The organism is Brevibacterium sp. SIMBA_078 (assembly GCF_046534565.1).
Classification (GTDB): domain Bacteria; phylum Actinomycetota; class Actinomycetes; order Actinomycetales; family Brevibacteriaceae; genus Brevibacterium.
Genome location: NZ_JAWRYQ010000004.1, coordinates 398,337 through 412,529 on the forward strand (window position 1 = coordinate 398,337; position 14,193 = coordinate 412,529).

At 62.9% G+C, this 14,193-nt stretch carries 17 protein-coding genes and 1 pseudogene; 14 read left to right on the forward strand and 4 right to left on the reverse strand.

All coding sequences use genetic code 11. From position 1 onward, the window contains the following. The first annotated feature begins 9 nt into the window (after positions 1 to 9). The 5 genes and pseudogenes from priA to SB749_RS16710 all read left to right on the forward strand — a co-directional run. Positions 10 to 747: a bifunctional 1-(5-phosphoribosyl)-5-((5-phosphoribosylamino)methylideneamino)imidazole-4-carboxamide isomerase/phosphoribosylanthranilate isomerase PriA gene (gene priA, locus SB749_RS16690; RefSeq protein ID WP_139470134.1), complete on the forward strand. Its 738-nt coding sequence runs from the start codon at positions 10 to 12 to the stop codon at positions 745 to 747. Positions 748 to 751: 4 nt separating this feature from the next. Beyond that, entirely contained in the window at positions 752 to 1,606 is an 855-nt protein-coding gene (locus SB749_RS16695) for an SseB family protein (protein WP_410711278.1), read from the forward strand. A 46-nt stretch (positions 1,607 to 1,652) separates the two neighbouring features. Next, positions 1,653 to 2,999: a M20 family metallopeptidase gene (locus SB749_RS16700; protein WP_410711279.1), complete on the forward strand. Its 1,347-nt coding sequence runs from the start codon at positions 1,653 to 1,655 to the stop codon at positions 2,997 to 2,999. Positions 3,000 to 3,048: 49 nt separating this feature from the next. Continuing rightward, positions 3,049 to 4,695 carry an AbgT family transporter gene (locus tag SB749_RS16705; RefSeq protein ID WP_410711280.1) on the forward strand — a complete coding sequence of 549 codons (1,647 nt, stop codon included), beginning with the start codon at positions 3,049 to 3,051 and terminating at the stop codon, positions 4,693 to 4,695. 63 nt (positions 4,696 to 4,758) lie between these two features. Next, positions 4,759 to 4,878 (forward strand): annotated as a pseudogene (locus tag SB749_RS16710) (VOC family protein); the annotation flags it as partial. A 129-nt stretch (positions 4,879 to 5,007) separates the two neighbouring features. On the opposite strand, the gene SB749_RS16715 reads toward SB749_RS16710, so the two are convergent. Further along, positions 5,008 to 5,988, reverse strand: coding sequence for an NAD-dependent epimerase/dehydratase family protein (locus SB749_RS16715; protein ID WP_410711281.1), 981 nt, complete (start codon positions 5,986 to 5,988; stop codon positions 5,008 to 5,010). A 135-nt stretch (positions 5,989 to 6,123) separates the two neighbouring features. Here SB749_RS16715 and SB749_RS16720 point away from each other — a divergent pair, with 135 nt between their 5' ends. Further along, on the forward strand, positions 6,124 to 6,813 hold the full coding sequence (locus tag SB749_RS16720) for a TetR/AcrR family transcriptional regulator (RefSeq protein WP_410711282.1): 690 nt from the start codon (positions 6,124 to 6,126) through the stop codon (positions 6,811 to 6,813). Between the two features lie 110 nt (positions 6,814 to 6,923). On the opposite strand, the gene SB749_RS16725 is transcribed toward SB749_RS16720, so the two are convergent. Beyond that, entirely contained in the window at positions 6,924 to 7,295 is a 372-nt protein-coding gene (locus tag SB749_RS16725) for a DUF1844 domain-containing protein (RefSeq protein ID WP_039206663.1), read from the reverse strand. 278 nt (positions 7,296 to 7,573) lie between these two features. Here SB749_RS16725 and infC point away from each other — a divergent pair, with 278 nt between their 5' ends. From infC to SB749_RS16750, 5 genes are all read left to right on the forward strand, one after another. Beyond that, complete coding sequence (infC, locus tag SB749_RS16730) at positions 7,574 to 8,224, forward strand: translation initiation factor IF-3 (RefSeq protein WP_229664191.1); 651 nt, start codon at positions 7,574 to 7,576, stop codon at positions 8,222 to 8,224. 100 nt (positions 8,225 to 8,324) lie between these two features. Next, the gene (rpmI, locus tag SB749_RS16735; RefSeq protein WP_039206667.1) at positions 8,325 to 8,531 is read left to right on the forward strand and encodes a 50S ribosomal protein L35; all 207 of its coding nucleotides are present in this window, start codon (positions 8,325 to 8,327) and stop codon (positions 8,529 to 8,531) included. A 128-nt stretch (positions 8,532 to 8,659) separates the two neighbouring features. Then, positions 8,660 to 9,049: a 50S ribosomal protein L20 gene (gene rplT, locus SB749_RS16740; protein WP_039206669.1), complete on the forward strand. Its 390-nt coding sequence runs from the start codon at positions 8,660 to 8,662 to the stop codon at positions 9,047 to 9,049. Positions 9,050 to 9,240: 191 nt separating this feature from the next. Continuing rightward, entirely contained in the window at positions 9,241 to 10,062 is an 822-nt protein-coding gene (locus SB749_RS16745; RefSeq protein WP_410711283.1) for a TrmH family RNA methyltransferase, read from the forward strand. Positions 10,063 to 10,210: 148 nt separating this feature from the next. Continuing rightward, positions 10,211 to 10,498, forward strand: a complete 288-nt coding sequence (locus tag SB749_RS16750) for a hypothetical protein (RefSeq protein WP_410711284.1) — start codon at positions 10,211 to 10,213, stop codon at positions 10,496 to 10,498. A 70-nt stretch (positions 10,499 to 10,568) separates the two neighbouring features. On the opposite strand, the gene SB749_RS16755 is transcribed toward SB749_RS16750, so the two are convergent. Next, positions 10,569 to 10,985, reverse strand: coding sequence for a VOC family protein (locus SB749_RS16755; protein ID WP_410711285.1), 417 nt, complete (start codon positions 10,983 to 10,985; stop codon positions 10,569 to 10,571). 38 nt (positions 10,986 to 11,023) lie between these two features. Further along, the gene (locus SB749_RS16760) at positions 11,024 to 11,395 is read right to left on the reverse strand and encodes a hypothetical protein (protein WP_410711286.1); all 372 of its coding nucleotides are present in this window, start codon (positions 11,393 to 11,395) and stop codon (positions 11,024 to 11,026) included. An 84-nt stretch (positions 11,396 to 11,479) separates the two neighbouring features. Here SB749_RS16760 and SB749_RS16765 point away from each other — a divergent pair, with 84 nt between their 5' ends. The 3 genes from SB749_RS16765 to SB749_RS16775 all read left to right on the forward strand — a co-directional run bounded on the left by SB749_RS16765 (position 11,480) and on the right by SB749_RS16775 (position 14,031). After that, entirely contained in the window at positions 11,480 to 12,139 is a 660-nt protein-coding gene (locus SB749_RS16765; protein ID WP_410711287.1) for a pentapeptide repeat-containing protein, read from the forward strand. A gap of 151 nt (positions 12,140 to 12,290) precedes the next feature. Continuing rightward, a complete protein-coding gene (locus SB749_RS16770; protein ID WP_410711288.1) occupies positions 12,291 to 13,193 on the forward strand; it encodes a polysaccharide deacetylase family protein in 903 nt (300 codons plus the stop codon). A gap of 88 nt (positions 13,194 to 13,281) precedes the next feature. Beyond that, complete coding sequence (locus SB749_RS16775) at positions 13,282 to 14,031, forward strand: DUF429 domain-containing protein (RefSeq protein ID WP_410711289.1); 750 nt, start codon at positions 13,282 to 13,284, stop codon at positions 14,029 to 14,031. The last annotated feature ends 162 nt before the right edge of the window (positions 14,032 to 14,193 follow it).

Sequence of the window (14,193 nt, forward strand, 5' to 3'; positions counted from 1 at the left end):
AAGGTCACAATGACAGACAGTTCGAACAAGCTGGTCCTCCTCCCCGCCGTCGACGTCGCCGACGGCAAGGCCGTCCGCCTCGTCCAGGGCGAAGCCGGAACCGAAACCGACTACGGTTCACCCATCGACGCCGCTCAGGACTTCGAGAGCCGCGGCGCCGAATGGATCCACCTCGTCGACCTCGATGCCGCCTTCGGACGCGGATCGAACTCGGATCTGCTCAACCAGGTCGTCAAGGCAGTGGGGATCAAGGTCGAACTCTCCGGTGGCATCCGTGACACCGAAAGCCTCGAACGTGCACTCGACACGGGAGCCGAGCGCGTCAACATCGGCACCGCCGCCCTGGAGAACCCCGAGTGGACGGCCGAGATGATCTCGCGCTTCGGCGACCAGGTCGCCATCGGCCTCGACGTGCGCGGAACCACCCTGGCCGCCCGCGGCTGGACGAAGGACGGCGGCGACCTCTACGAAGTCCTCGCCACCCTCGAAGCCGCAGGCTGCTCCCGCTACGTCGTCACCGATGTGCGCAAGGACGGCACCCTGCAGGGCCCCAATGTCGACCTGCTCAAGGATCTCGCGCAGAAGACGGACTCTCCGATCGTCGCCTCCGGCGGAGTCTCGAGCCTCGACGATCTGCGTGCCCTCCGTGAGCTCGTGCCCTTCGGCGTCGACTCGGCGATCGTGGGCAAGGCACTCTACGCCGGCAAGTTCACTCTGGAAGAAGCCCTCGACGTCGCAGGACGGTGAGTCTGTGAGCACGCACTCGCACGATCCGGGCCACCCTCACGAGTCGGGCCAGCCGCATGGGCCGGACGAGCCCCGGTCCGCCGCGTCTGATGCCCAGGCGGGCGACGCCCATGCCCCGACGGATTCCGCCGGACAGGCGTGGGAGGGCCGGGATCTCAAACCCAACCCGTTCTCCGGTGACACCGGGCTGGCGGATGCGGCCCTGTTGGAGGCCCTGACCCAGGTCGCTCATGCACCCCTGGATCCGGCCGCCCACCAGCAGGTCGTCGCGGCACTGTCCGGGGCCAGGCTCTATGCCCCGATCGTGCCGATGGTCGTCGATCAGGAGGTCGGAGAGAACGGGCTCATGGCCGACAACTCCTCGGAGATGGCGATGGTCCGCCTCCAAGCCGAGGACGGCCGCGAGTGCACTCCAGGGTTCTCCGGAATCCCACCGTTGACGGCGTGGCATTCCGGCGCCCGTCCCGTGCCGATCGAGTCCGAACGGCTCGTCCTCGGGGCGATCGAGGCCGAGTCCCAGCTCGTCGTCCTCGATCCGGGGGCCGAGTCCTCGTTCCTGCTGCGCCGCCCGGCTATGTTCGCGTTCGTGCAGTCCCAGCCCTGGACTCCGTCCTGGGCCGACGCCGAGGTGGCCGAGCGTCTGCGTGCCATTGCCGAGTCCTTCCCGTGGCTGGCTCGGATCGGTGTGAGCCCCGGCAGCAACAGTGTCCACCTCGGTGGGCCGGAGCTCGGCATCACACTCGGCGTCGAGTCCGAAGTGCCGCCGGAGGAAGTGCGCCGGTTCCAGGAAACTGTCGCCGGTGACGAGGACCTCGTCGCGAAGATCGACTCTCTGGCCATCCGCCTCGTCGAAGTCTGACCGTTCCGGGCGTGTCAGATCGGCAGGGCACCTATGCTTGTGACCCATGAGCGAAATCCGTGACCTCGGCCACTCGACCGCACCGGACGACAGCTACCTCGACGAGATGGCCAGACAGACCCGGGCTCGGGCCGAGCAGGCCGCCGAGTGGGTCTCTGACTTCACCGGTGCCCCGGTGACGAGCCGGTCCGGCATCGCTGCGGGACTGGACGCCGCGGAGGGCGACCTCACGGGCCTGCTCCACACCATCCATGATCTCGCCGAGACGGCCTTCGAAGAGTTCGATTCGGTCGCCGCGATCGCCTCGGTGTTGGAGAATCACGGAGTCGACGTCGAGACCGGCCTCTACGGCGTGAAGACCACACTGCGGGCGACGACGGGATCCGGCCACGGTCGCACGATCGCGATCCTCGCCGAATACGATGCCCTGCCCGAGATCGGGCATGCGTGCGGGCACAACATCATCGCCACCGCTGGAGTCGGTGCGTTCCTGGCCCTCCATGCCTTGTACGAGAAGGACCCCGACGCCGTGCCGGGCACCGTCGTGCTGTTGGGTACCCCAGCGGAAGAAGGTCATTCGGGCAAAGAGGTCATGGCCCGGGCCGGTGCCTTCAACGGAATCGACGCAGCCATCATGGTCCACGGCTACGGCTACGACTGCGCCGACCAGGTGTGGCTGGGACGCCGCCTGCTCAAGGTCACGTATTCGGGGGTCGCCGCCCACGCCTCGGCGCAGCCGTTCATGGGGCGCAACGCCCTCGACGCGGCGAACCTCTTCTATCAGGGACTTGGCCTATTGCGGCAGCAGATGCCGCCGATCTCCCGTCTGCACGCGGTCATCACCGACGGCGGAACGAGACCGTCGATCATCACCGAAACCGCCACCGTGCAGTGCTACGTCCGTTCGAAGTTCCCTGAGACGCTCAAAGAGCTCTCCGACCGGGTCGAGGAGGCGGCGAAGGGCGCCGCGCTCATGACCGGCACCGGCGTCACTGTCGACTGGGATGAACATCCGCCGTCGCTGCCCGTGCGTACGAATTCGACGCTGACCGCCCGTTGGGCCGAACACGAACAGGCGCGCGGTCGCCAACCGCTTCCCTCGGGAGTGCTCGACGAATCGATCGCTGCGTCCACGGACTTCGGCAATGTCTCCTACCGGATTCCCGGCATCCATCCGCTCATCAAGACCGCCGACGCCGAGGTGGCCTTGCACACTCGTGAATTCGCCGAGGCAGCGCAGACCCCGGCCGCTGAAATTGCGGCACTCGACGCAGCTTACGGTCTTGCGTGCACCGCACTGGACTTCCTCGTCGACGATGCTCTCGCCGCCGAGGTGACCGAAGAGTTCACCCGCGACGGGGGAGCCATCGACGTCGAGCACTTCTTCGACTGAGATCGTCCCGCCGCACCCAGACCTGATCCATCGAAGAGAAGGACCGCTCATGTCGACGACAGATGGGAAAGTCGGTTTCGGCCAGCGCACGCTGGACTGGATCGAACGCATCGGAAACAAGCTGCCCGAACCGTTCACACTGTTCCTCGGGCTCTTCATCATCACCGGCCTCGTCTCCACGGCGATGGCCATGGCCGATGTCACCGTGGCCATTCCCGGCGGCGACGAGACCGTTGCGATCAAGGGACTGTTCACCGGGGAGGGCCTGTCGTGGCTGACCACGACGATGGGCGACAACTACATCGGGTTCCCGCCCTTGGCGACGGTGCTGCCGATTCTCCTCGCCGTCGGTGTGGCCGAGAAGTCGGGAATGCTCGCAGCGGCCGTGCGCATCGCCTTCGGCAAGAGCCCGAAGTGGCTGCTGCCGTATGCCGTCGGCTTCGTCGGGGTGGTCGGGTCGATCATGGCCGACTCGGCGTTCGTCATCATCCCGCCTTTGGCTGCGCTCGTGTTCAAAGCGGCAGGACGGCATCCGATGGCCGGGCTCATCGGCGGGTTCGCCGCCACGGGTGCCGGCTATTCGACCTCGATCGTCCCTACGAGCCTCGACGCTCTGTTCGCCGGGATCACCACCTCGGTGATGGAGACCCTGCCGAACACCGATTACACCGCGGTCAACCCGGTGTCGAACTACTACTTCAATATCGCCTCGTCGATCGTGCTGGCCGTCATCGCCGGATTCATCATCGACCGGCTGATCGAACCGAACATGGTGCGCAAGGGAGTGCCCCGCGAATACGCGAACGCCTCGTCGAGCGGGCTGGCCCGCGAATACCAGGCACCCGACAGCCCCTACGGAGATGCCTCGGTGAAAACAGAGGGATCCTCTGAATCCTCGGACGAAAAGTCGTCCACAGAGATCAAGGCCGAACTCGAACCGGAGGAGAAGAAAGGGCTGATCTGGGCGGTCGTCTCGGGGCTCGTTCTCACCGCGGTCTTCCTCTTCGCATTCCTGCTCCCTGCTTCTCCCTGGCGGAACGAGGACGGCGGATTCCTCCCGGAGTCCCCGCTGCTGTCGTCGATCGTGTTCATCGTCTTCGCCTACTTCATGCTCATGGGTGTCGTCTACGGCATCGTCGTGCACACCGTGAGATCGATGAACGACCTGGTGAGAATGATGAGCCAGTCGATCATCGACATGATGTCCTTCCTCATCCTCGCGTTCATCCTCGGCCAGTTCATCGCCCTGTTCAACTGGACGGGAATCGGTTCGTGGATCGCCGTCGCAGGGGCGTCGGGGCTCGAGGCGATCGGGCTGACCGGGTTCGCCGCGGTCATCGGCTTCATGCTCCTGGCCAGTGTGCTCAACCTGTTCATCGTGTCCGGGTCGTCGATGTGGACCCTCATGGCTGCCGTGTTCGTCCCACTCTTCGCCCTGCTCGGCTACGAACCGGCGTTCATCCAAGCCGGTTTCCGCGTCGGAGACTCGGCCACTCAGGTCATCACCCCGCTCAACCCGTACATGATCGTCCTCCTCGGGCTCGTCCGCCGGTATGAGCCGAACGCCGGGTTGGGCACGGTCATTTCTCGGATGTTCCCGTTCGTCATCCCGTTCTGGCTGGCCTGGGCCGTGCTGCTGGGCATCTGGTTCGTCTTCGACCTGCCGTTGGGCCCGGGCAACGGAATCCGACTGTGAGGTTCGATTGCCCATGGTGAGTCGAATCGGGGATCTTGTCGTCAAAACCCCGGACCCAGCTCGGCTGAGCTAGAAAGACTTATGGCTCTGGGTGCGAAGAAGACTGATGTCGTGCCGTCAGGAAGCTGGCATGTTCTCGCGGATCCGGACGGCAACAAGTTCTGTCTCATGGCGAAGCGCATCCCAGCCGAGCCGGAAGACTTCCATGACTGGGCCCCAACCCAATCGGTGACAGAAGCAGGACACGACCACGCAGTTCCGCGGACTACTGTCGAACTTCCGCGGTCAGCGGGCGGTCGCGACCGTTATGCCTCAGAGCATCTGTGTCACGCCCTCGCGCCAGTCGGTTGTGCCGACAGCTTCGGCCAAATCACTGGAGGCAATGACGCAGGGTTCGTACCAGATCGGTGCCAACTGGTTGAGCTCATAGAAGGAGCGTTCGAAAGCGCCGATGGCACGGGTCGCCCAACGCGGGACTGAGACCGGACGCTTGTGCTTCTTCCCCACGACGTCAGCGGTGAAGTCGGCGATGTCGGCCAGTGTCGGATTTGATGCCGGTGCGATCCGCAGCTGATGCGTCCCCGCGGGGACGCTCTTGAGATCCTCAGCCGCCTGGATCATGGCAGCCGCGTGATCGGCGATGACGGTGATTCCGTGCGGGACATCAGTCCGTGCCGGCACCATGGCCCGGCGCCCGTGAGAGATCGGTTCGGTGATGCACATCCGCACGACCGACGACCACTTCTCTGCGGTCCTGCCGAGCAGATCGCCCGCGATGACGCTCGCGCTGGTCGCTGTGTGAGCCTCACGGACTTCGATGAGCCGCTGCCGGATTCGTCCCTTGTCCTCCACCGGAGCGAACGGGGAGGATTCGGTGATCGGGGTGCGCAGTCCGGCGAAGGCGTAGACCGACTCCGGGAAGACGACAGGGATGCCGAGGTCCGCGGCGGTGTCCAGAATCGCCGCATCGAGGCGGGGGAGGACTTGCTCCCATTTCCGACTGTCATAGGGAGCGTGTGCGCAGGCGAAGATCGCATCGACTCCCGTAGCGGACTCGGCCAGCTGAGCGCGATCACTCGCGTCGGCCTTGATGTGGGTGGGAGCGCTGACAGTCGTCGTGCCAGCCGTGGACGAGGCTTCCGACGGGGCGGTGGTGTTGGTCGCTCCGGATGAGGTGCTGGATGAACCTCTGCCGGAGCGGGTGGCGATGCGGACGACTGTGCCTGATGCGATGAGCTGAGCCGCGATCTCCGAACCGATCTGACCATTGCCGATGACGAGTGCTGTTTTCATGACGGATCCCTTTCGATACCTCCGAGTGATAAACGAGAGCAGTGCTCTCTCGAATCAGCGTAGGCCTCACGCGTTGACAATTCAAGAGCATTGCTCACTGTTGTCATCATTGCTCTCGGATCGTAAGGTGAAGCCATGACTGAAACCCCGCGGCAGCGCGCCCGCATCGAGACGGAAGCGCAGATCACGGCCATCGGCAATCGCATGATCGATGACGAGGGCGTCGACGGGCTGTCGCTACGAGCGATCGCCCGTGAGCTCGGAGTCGTCTCCAGTGCGGTGTATCGGTACGTGAAGAGCCGGGACGAACTGCTGACGATCCTCATCCGCGACGCCTTCTCGCAGATCGCCGATGCTGTCGATGAGGCTCTGGCTGGGGAGCGGAGCGTGCAGGTGCTCGCGCTGGCGATGCTTGACTGGTCGCGCACGTATCCGAATCGGTGGGCGCTCATCTACGGCACTCCGATCGACGGGTATGAGGCTCCCCGTGAGGAGACTGTGGTGCCGGGAACACGCATCATGGTCGCCTTGGCGTCCTTGGTGGCGGAGTCAGCGACCGGCACCGAGGCGGCCAACGGAGCTGGCGCGGCCCGGGGCGCGCAGAGTGCCGAAGCTCAGGAGCTGAGCGCGACGCTCGAGCCGCTGCGGCAAGGTCTCGACGAACTCGGCCTCGACTACGAGGACTCCGTGATCTTGGAGACCATCACGGTCTGGGTCGCCATCGTCGGGCTGATCAACGGTCTGCGCTTCGGCCAATTCGGGCCGGGATTCGAGCGCCTGGAAGACGATCTCATGTCCGGGGTGGTCAGCCGCCTCGGCGCGTAAATCGGTGAACGTCTGCGGGCAAGGGCACGGCAGCCTCGGCGAATGAGGATATGACAACGGCCCCCGATCGATGATCGAGGGCCGTTGCGTGAGTGGTCAGCGGGGGAGTGTCAGCGGACGGGGCCGGTGAACTTCTCTCCGGGACCTTCGCCGGGGGCGTCGGGGTATTCCGAAGCCTCACGGAAGGCCAGCTGCAGGCTGCGCAGTCCATCGCGCAGCGGGCGGGCGTGGTGGTCGCCGATCACGGTAGCAGCACCGGTGACGAAGCCGGCCAGTGCGGTGATGAGCTTGCGGGCCTCATCGAGGTCCTGGAGGTCGGCGCCGCGACCTTCGGCGGTGTCCTCGGCCAGGCCGCACTTGACGGCGGCAGCGGACATGAGGTGGACGGCGCTGGAGGTGATGACCTCGACAGCGGGGACCTCGGCGATGTCGCGCGTAACGTCGGCGATCGCCTCGGCGGGAACAGATTCTTCAGAACTCATGCCTTAAGCTTGACATATAAATCAATGCGGCGATCACACCAGGGCTTCGATGTGCGAAGAGTCATGAAGCGTAGTACACTGGTAGCTGGTGCGAAGCGGAGTCTGTCTCCCACCTTGATCGCGAAGAGCGATCGGGTCCAAAGATCTGTCCTTCGGACGTAGTCCGAATGGGTGCAGATCGAGGTGTATTCACTGAACGTACGTCTACCGTACTGCTCGTGTGTGCAGGCTCCCTTGGCATGTGTCAACGGGAGCCTTTTTCGTTGTCACGACCACATTTGAGCAAAAGGAGTGAACACATCAGCGAGACGCGCATCAATGACCGGATTCGGGTTCCCGAGGTCCGGTTGGTCGGACCCAATGGTGAACAGGTCGGTATCGTTGCCATTCGCAAGGCACTCGATCTCGCCGGTGAAGCCGGCCTCGACCTCGTCGAGGTAGCCCCACAGGCGAAGCCACCCGTAGCCAAGCTCATGGACTACGGAAAATTCAAATATGAATCTGCCCAGAAAGCCAGAGAAGCCCGGAAGAACCAGGCGAACACTGCGCTGAAGGAGATCCGCTTCCGTCTCAAGATCGACGAACACGATTACGAGACGAAGAAGGGCCACGTCACCCGCTTCCTCGAAGGCGGCGACAAGGTCAAGGTCATGATCATGTTCCGCGGACGTGAGCAGTCCCGTCCCGAGATGGGCATCAAGCTGCTCAACCGCTTGGCCGAAGATGTGTCCGATCTTGGCTCCGTCGAATCCTCACCGCGAGTCGACGGACGCAACATGGTGATGGTCATCGCCCCGCACAAGTCAAAGTCTGACGCCAAGGCGGAGGCCCGGAAGGCATCGGCAGATGCCAAGGGCAAGTCCGCTGAGGTGAAGTCCCGTCGCGATCGGGTCGCTGCAGAGAAGAACGCAGCTCGCCCGGACGCGTGAGAAATTAAGTACGTCGCGTTCCAGGTCCGTCCTGGTCTGTGCGTGTGAAGTAGTTGCCCGCGGTTGACGCGGGCAACGAATTGCAAAGGAGAACGGCACTATGCCGAAGCAGAAGACGAACAGCAGCGCCAAGAAGCGCATGCGCGTGACTGGCAGTGGCAAGATCATGCGTGAAGGCGTGAACAACCAGCACAAGTTCGAGGGCAAGTCCTCGGCTCGTAAGCGCCGCGTGTCCACCGACCAGGAACTCACCGGCGGCGACCGCGCCATGGCCCGCAAGCTTCTGGGCAAGCTCAAGGGCAGGTGAGACCCCTTTCGGGTCTTTCCTTCCCGGACAGTCTCCGGGATCTCCCACGGGCAGTCGACATCGGCTGTCTCAGCTTGAACCAGAGTCCGGCACCGCCGGCAGATACGAACTTTTCAAAGGAGTAACACGTGGCACGTGTGAAGAGAGCGGTCAACGCTCACAAGAAGCGCCGGGTCATCCTCGACCGGGCAAGCGGCTACCGCGGACAGCGCTCGCGCCTGTACCGCAAGGCCAAAGAACAGGTCATCCACTCGCTGGTCTACAGCTACCGTGACCGTCGCAAGCGCAAGGGCGACTTCCGTCGTCTCTGGATCCAGCGCATCAACGCCGGCGCCCGCGCCAACGGTATGACCTACAACCGTTTCATCCAGGGCCTCAAGGCCGCTGGAGTCGAGGTCGACCGTCGCATGCTCGCCGAGCTCGCCGTGAACGACTCGGCCACCTTCGCGCACCTGGTCAAGGTCGCCAAGGAAGCTCTTCCTGCTGACGTCAACGCAGCGAAGACCGACGCCGCCTGAGCAGCGTCATCTCAAGACTCCGGTCACATAAGTGACTGACCGATCGCCTCGGTGATCGACGACGGCCCCGAACTGCAGGTTCGGGGCCGTCGGTCTTTCTGCCAGGACCTGCCTGGTCCTCATTTCAGCTTCTGCCTCTTCAGCACCCAGCTCTTCCACTTCAGCATTCAACGGATCGAGAACACGGTTTCATGAAACTCCCTGACGTCATCTCCTCACCTCAGTCGAAGCGGATCAAGAACGCCGCGAAGCTGCTCAAGCGTCGCGATCGCAAGTCCACGGGGCAATTCCTCGTCGAAGGTCCACAGGCCGTGCGGGAGGCACTGGCGCGCAAGGGCTCCATCGTTGAGCTCTTCATCACCGAGGAGGCTGCTGAAGAACATCCGTCGTTCGTCTCCACAGCCAAGCACGGGCGCATGCAGTGCAGCATCGTCACCCCCGAGGTTCTCACCGAGCTCGCATCGACCGTGAACTCACAAGGCGTCGTGGCCGTGTGCAGGGCGCTCGACGTGGAGCTGACCTCCGTGCTCGACAAGGAAGCGCAGCTCGTGGTCGTCCTGTCGCAAGTGCGCGATCCGGGCAATGCCGGCACGATCATTCGCCTGGCCGATGCCGCGGGCGCCGATGCCGTCGTGCTGACATCGTCGTCGGTGGACGTCTATAACGACAAGGTCGTGCGGTCGACCGCCGGTTCGCTCTTCCACATTCCCATCGTCACCGGAGTCGGACTCTCCGAGGTGACCGAACTGGCCCGTGCCCGCGGCCTGCAGGTGCTCGCCGCCGACGCGAACGACGAAGCCCACGATCTTCACCACCCCTGGGAGACGGGCCTCGACCTAACCGCACGTACCGCCTGGGTCTTCGGCAACGAAGCTTGGGGGATGAGCGCCGAGGATCTGGAGCTGTGCGACTCATCCGTGGCCGTCCCGATCTACGGCTCGGCCGAAAGCCTCAACCTCGGCACCGCCGCCGGAGTGTGCATCTACGAAAGTGCTCGCAACCAGCGGATGTGAGGGGCTGGGCAGCTTCTGTGCATTGGGGAAGGTGCTCCGGACTGGCTCGCTGAACTGCGGGCATGGTTCAATTCTGCGGCGATCTGCGCTACTGTGACGACAAGTAACCTAGTCGATTAACAGCAGTAGTCAGGGCGGTGAGACGAGCGTGGTTGATACTGCCGATGCGCCGAAGTCTCTGGCGACGCTGCGGAGTCATCATCTCAATGAAGCGATCGAGTCAGTGGTCGTCTTCTCGGCTGTTGCGTGTATTTTCTGGGTACTCGATTTCGGTACGGGGGCCTCTCCGTCGGTACCGCAACTGCTGATCACGGTGACGGTGCCTGTGGCACTCATCAAAGAGTATGTCGTCTACACCTCGGCGGTGAAGAGACTCGGTTTCGTCGATGTCCCGAAAACGGCGTTGGCAGGAGTCTCAGCTTCCCGTGGCCGCTGAGACGCGCACGACTGTGCGCTCATCGTGCGCGAAAGCCCTCCGTGACCGTCCGACAGGTGCGTAAAACTATTCAGCCGTTCGCAGCGGCCTTCGCGGTCTGCTCGTTGGCGGCGAGCTCCCAGATGTATCCGTCCGGGTCAGCGAAGTAGCCCATGTACGACCCATCGACATCTTGGCCCGGATCGGCTGATCCACCGGCGGCGATCGCACGATCGAGGGTCTCATCGATCTCGGCTTTAGTGGCGAAGGCGCACGAGATGATGCTGGCTCCTGGAACCGGATTCTTCGAACCGGGCTGGCCTGAGAGCTCGAGGTACTGGCCGTATTCGTCTGCGGTGATGAAGAAGATCGAGAGGTTCGGCAGTTCGAAGGCGACGATGCCGTCGTCCACACCGCCGGTTTCGAGACCGAGTCCATCGGCGTAGAAGTTCGCGGTGGCCTGAGGATCGGCAACGGGCAATGACAGGATCGTTGTCAGTGGCTTCATGCCTGCAGTCTAGCGGGGGAGACGTCGATCGCTCAGCCTTATTCCGAATACGTCACTATTCCGCTGTAGACCACCATGATCACAACGGTCACGGCTAAACAGAATCCAGTGGCGATGAGTCCGCGTCTCCACCATGACGTGTGCGGTCGGAGCTGATTCAGCACCGACGGTGCAATCACCGCCGTGGCCACCCAGCCAAGGACGATAAGAAATCCAAGAAACCAGCTTCCGTACCCGAAGAACAGGTCATTGATGGCCCCGCCACACTGGAAGCCGGCTTCACCGCAGCCGATGTACTGAGCGTGCAGGTAACGGACCACGAGGTAGACAACAGCGAGCACCCCGCCTGCTGCAAACGCAACCGCGTAGGGTGCATCGCGGTCATTGGGTGAGCGTGGCCGCGAGTCCATGCACCCGACGATAACAAGGCGTGTTTTCGTTCGGGTGAACTCGCAACGACGGGGTATGTCACCGGCAGCGATTAGGGTGGGCCCATGACCACGGAGACGCCGCGACCACCGAAGATTAACCTCGGCGAACTTGCCCAGGGTTACCTCGGGGATATCGATCCCGAGGAATTCCTCGAGGGCATGGAATTCACCGATCTCGACCTCGCCGAGGTGGATGCCACCCAAGCGACGTTCCTCGACGGTCGATGGTCGAACGTCAATTTCGGCGATGTCGACGTGCCGGTCGATCTCACCGGGGCCAGGATCTCCGGCACGGAGATTACGGACTGCCGCGCCGACACGTGGACTATGTCCCGTGGAAACCTACTGCACACAGCGATCTCTGGAACACGGATCGGTGCCGGCGTTGTCTATGACAGCGTGTGGGAGAAGGTGCGATTCACCAATTGCCGTATCTCCTACCTCAACCTGCGCGGGTCGAAGCTTACCGATGTCGAGTTCCGCGACTGCAAGATCGACGAGATCGACCTCGACCGAGCGAAGGTCAGCCGGGTCGCATTTCCGGGAAGCAGCGTCGGAGTCTTCCAGTGCGAAGGCGCCGCCCTCGGCAACGTCGATATCCGGGGACTGGAACCGCACAAGATCTCCGGCGTGCACTCGTTGCGCGGAGCGACCATCGACGACACCCAGCTCATGCTCTTCGCCGAACTCTTCGCCTCGGAACTCGGCATCACCGTGGAGTGAGCACGGGAGCCTCCAAACGGAGAAGCACGGTCCCTGACCAGGTGAGACACCTATTGCGCAGATCACTCTTCGGTGAAAGACTCACAGCATCGCGGCATTCGCCCGCAGCGAGTCCGCGTTCTCACTTTCGAATCGACGGAGGATGCGCAAAATGGCCAAAGAGATTTTCGTTTCACTCGGTATCGACATCGATGCAGTGTCGGGCTGGCTCGGTTCCTACGGCGGGCAAGACTCTCCCTCGGACATTCAGCGAGGAATCTTCGCCGGCGAAATCGGAGTTCCCCGGCTCCTGAAGATGCTCAAACGTCGCGACCTCAAGGCAAGCTGGTTCATCCCCGGCCATTCGCTCGAGACATTCCCCGACCAGTGCAAGATGGTGTACGACGACGGACATGAGATCGGCGCTCACGGCTACAGCCACGAGAATCCCGTCGCGATGACGAACCGTCAGGAAGACATCGTGATGGAGAAGTCCGTCGAGCTCATCACGAACCTCACCGGCATCCAGCCACGCGGCTATGTCGCCCCATGGTGGGAGCTGAGCGCATACACGCCTGAGCTGCTGAAGAAATTCGGGTTCGACTACGACCACAGCCAAAGCCACAAGGATTTCGTGCCGTACTACTCCATCGCCGGAGACGAATGGACGCCGATCGACTATTCGCAGTCGCCGGAAACCTGGATGAAGCCGCTCAAACACGGCAAGGAGATCGACCTCGTCGAGATTGCTGCGAACTGGTACGTCGATGACTTGCCGCCGATGCTGTTCGTGAAGAGCAGCCCGAACAGCCACGGCTTCGTCAATCCCCGCGATATCGAGACCTTGTGGCGCGACCAGTTCGACTGGGTCTACCGCGAACTCGACTATGCGATCTTCCCGATCACGATCCACCCGGATGTATCCGGCCGTCCGCAGGTGCTGCTCATGCTCGAACGTCTGCTGGACTACATCGGCGGGCACGACGGTGTGAAGATTGTGACCATGGGCGAGATCGCTGATGACTTCCGGGCACGCTATCCGTTCGAGTCCTCTGAACGTCCACCGGCGTACTGATAACACTGGTCAGCAAACGGCGTCCGTCGTCGGTACCTCCGTGGAGCGGGCCGATAGCCCCGTGAATACACATGGAAAGAAGGTCGGGATGAAGGTTGCCGGAGTCGACCTCGCAGCCGAGGCGGACCGCACTGGCCTCGCTATACTCAATTTTGGCGAGGGGGAATCGCTCAACGCGCAAATGACAATCGACGAACTTCTTCTTGGCGCCGATGATGACGCAATCCGGGACGCAATTGTTCAGGTGGGCCGGACCGGTATCGACGTGCCTCTTGGATGGCCACAGAGATTCGTCGAGTTCGTGTCCGACCACGCCAGTGGACATCTGCCCGCGCCGGTGGCCACCGACCGCGAATGGCGACGGGGGCTGGCGCTGAGGGAGACTGACCGGTCCGTCCAACGCTGCGCCGGTGTCTGGCCATTGAGCGTAGCCACCGAGCGGATTGCTTATGCGGCAATGCGCTGGGCCGGCATTGAGGCACACCTGAGGGCAGAGGGCGTCTCAGTCGCCCGAGACGGGTCAGGTGTCGTCTATGAGGTCTATCCTGCGGCAGCGCTGAAAGTGTGGGGCCTGCAACATCGTGGTTACAAAGGACAGAAGAATTCTGAAGTCCGGCACCAGTTGGTCGACGACCTAACCGCGAAATTTCCCAACTTGGAGTGGAATGGGCACAAAGACTTCTGCCTCGCCGATGACAATGCGCTGGACGCAGTGCTTGCCGCCATCATCGCACTGGAAGCCTATCTGGGCAGATGCGAGCCGGCTCCCACTGAATTGAAGTCGAGTACGCGAAGAGAAGGTTGGATCTGGGTTCCTCGAAATGACTGGCCTGGCTAGTCTTCGTTCGCTTACCCCTCGGGACTGTCCGGGGGAGTGAATTGATCGGCCAGTCCCGGAGGGCAGCCTTGATGATCCGGCCGAGGGATCCCCACGCGCACAGCGTGGAGATCCCCAGCAGAATCGTGAAGAGCCGTGACCGTATCAATCGACCAACTTGCG

Excerpts from the sequence above, each read along its gene's own strand:
- SB749_RS16725 (WP_039206663.1), bottom strand. The coding sequence starts at position 7,295 with ATGAGTTCTGAAGAATCTGTTCCCGCCGAGGCGATCGCCGACGTTACG.
- SB749_RS16715 (WP_410711281.1), bottom strand. The coding sequence starts at position 5,988 with ATGAAAACAGCACTCGTCATCGGCAATGGTCAGATCGGTTCGGAGATC.
- SB749_RS16765 (WP_410711287.1), top strand. The coding sequence starts at position 11,480 with ATGACCACGGAGACGCCGCGACCACCGAAGATTAACCTCGGCGAACTT.
- SB749_RS16705 (WP_410711280.1), top strand. The coding sequence starts at position 3,049 with ATGTCGACGACAGATGGGAAAGTCGGTTTCGGCCAGCGCACGCTGGAC.
- priA (WP_139470134.1), top strand. The coding sequence starts at position 10 with ATGACAGACAGTTCGAACAAGCTGGTCCTCCTCCCCGCCGTCGACGTC.
- SB749_RS16720 (WP_410711282.1), top strand. The coding sequence starts at position 6,124 with ATGACTGAAACCCCGCGGCAGCGCGCCCGCATCGAGACGGAAGCGCAG.
- SB749_RS16760 (WP_410711286.1), bottom strand. The coding sequence starts at position 11,395 with ATGGACTCGCGGCCACGCTCACCCAATGACCGCGATGCACCCTACGCG.
- SB749_RS16745 (WP_410711283.1), top strand. The coding sequence starts at position 9,241 with ATGAAACTCCCTGACGTCATCTCCTCACCTCAGTCGAAGCGGATCAAG.
- SB749_RS16755 (WP_410711285.1), bottom strand. The coding sequence starts at position 10,985 with ATGAAGCCACTGACAACGATCCTGTCATTGCCCGTTGCCGATCCTCAG.
- rpmI (WP_039206667.1), top strand. The coding sequence starts at position 8,325 with ATGCCGAAGCAGAAGACGAACAGCAGCGCCAAGAAGCGCATGCGCGTG.
- SB749_RS16700 (WP_410711279.1), top strand. The coding sequence starts at position 1,653 with ATGAGCGAAATCCGTGACCTCGGCCACTCGACCGCACCGGACGACAGC.
- SB749_RS16770 (WP_410711288.1), top strand. The coding sequence starts at position 12,291 with ATGGCCAAAGAGATTTTCGTTTCACTCGGTATCGACATCGATGCAGTG.
- SB749_RS16775 (WP_410711289.1), top strand. The coding sequence starts at position 13,282 with ATGAAGGTTGCCGGAGTCGACCTCGCAGCCGAGGCGGACCGCACTGGC.